The organism is Streptomyces sp. CBMA123, assembly GCF_014596465.1.
Lineage (GTDB): Bacteria > Actinomycetota > Actinomycetes > Streptomycetales > Streptomycetaceae > Kitasatospora.
In genome coordinates this window covers 1-464 of record NZ_MECK01000570.1, presented here as the reverse complement: position 1 = coordinate 464, position 464 = coordinate 1, and the positions used below count along the sequence as shown (strand labels likewise).

The 464-nt window shown below is 80.4% G+C and carries 1 pseudogene; it reads right to left on the bottom strand.

The features are described from left to right. Positions 1–464 (bottom strand): annotated as a pseudogene (locus tag BG452_RS37490) (hypothetical protein); the annotation flags it as partial.

Sequence of the window (464 nt, the reverse complement as noted above, 5' to 3'; positions counted from 1 at the left end):
GGTCGCGCCCTGGACCGCCAGCCCGGCCCGGCTGAACTCCCGGTGGCTGAGCGCGGCATCACCCAGCCGCACCGTCCGGCCACCCGCCCCCACGGCCAGCGGGGCGGCCGTCGCGGCGTCGCCGTGCGGTGTCACCTCGGCGACCGTGCTGAGCCGGCCGCCCGCGTCCACCGCCCAGCTGACCGCGCCCGCGTGGGTCGCGGTGAGCACCGGCTCGGCGAACAGCCCGTACAACCGCAGGCCGCCCTCCTGGGCGTAGACCTGGCGGGCGGTGCCGCGCAGGGCCGCGAGCGGCGCGGGGGTTCGCGCGGGGGCGGAGGTGGTCAGGGCGGAGGTGGTCAGGGCGGAGGTGAGACCGAGCAGCTCGCGCAGGCCGGCCACCAGGTCCGCCAGCCGGTGGTCGGGCGCGCCGGAGCGCGCCGCCCGGATCCTGGTCACCACCGCGACCGCCGCCGCGGCCGGGC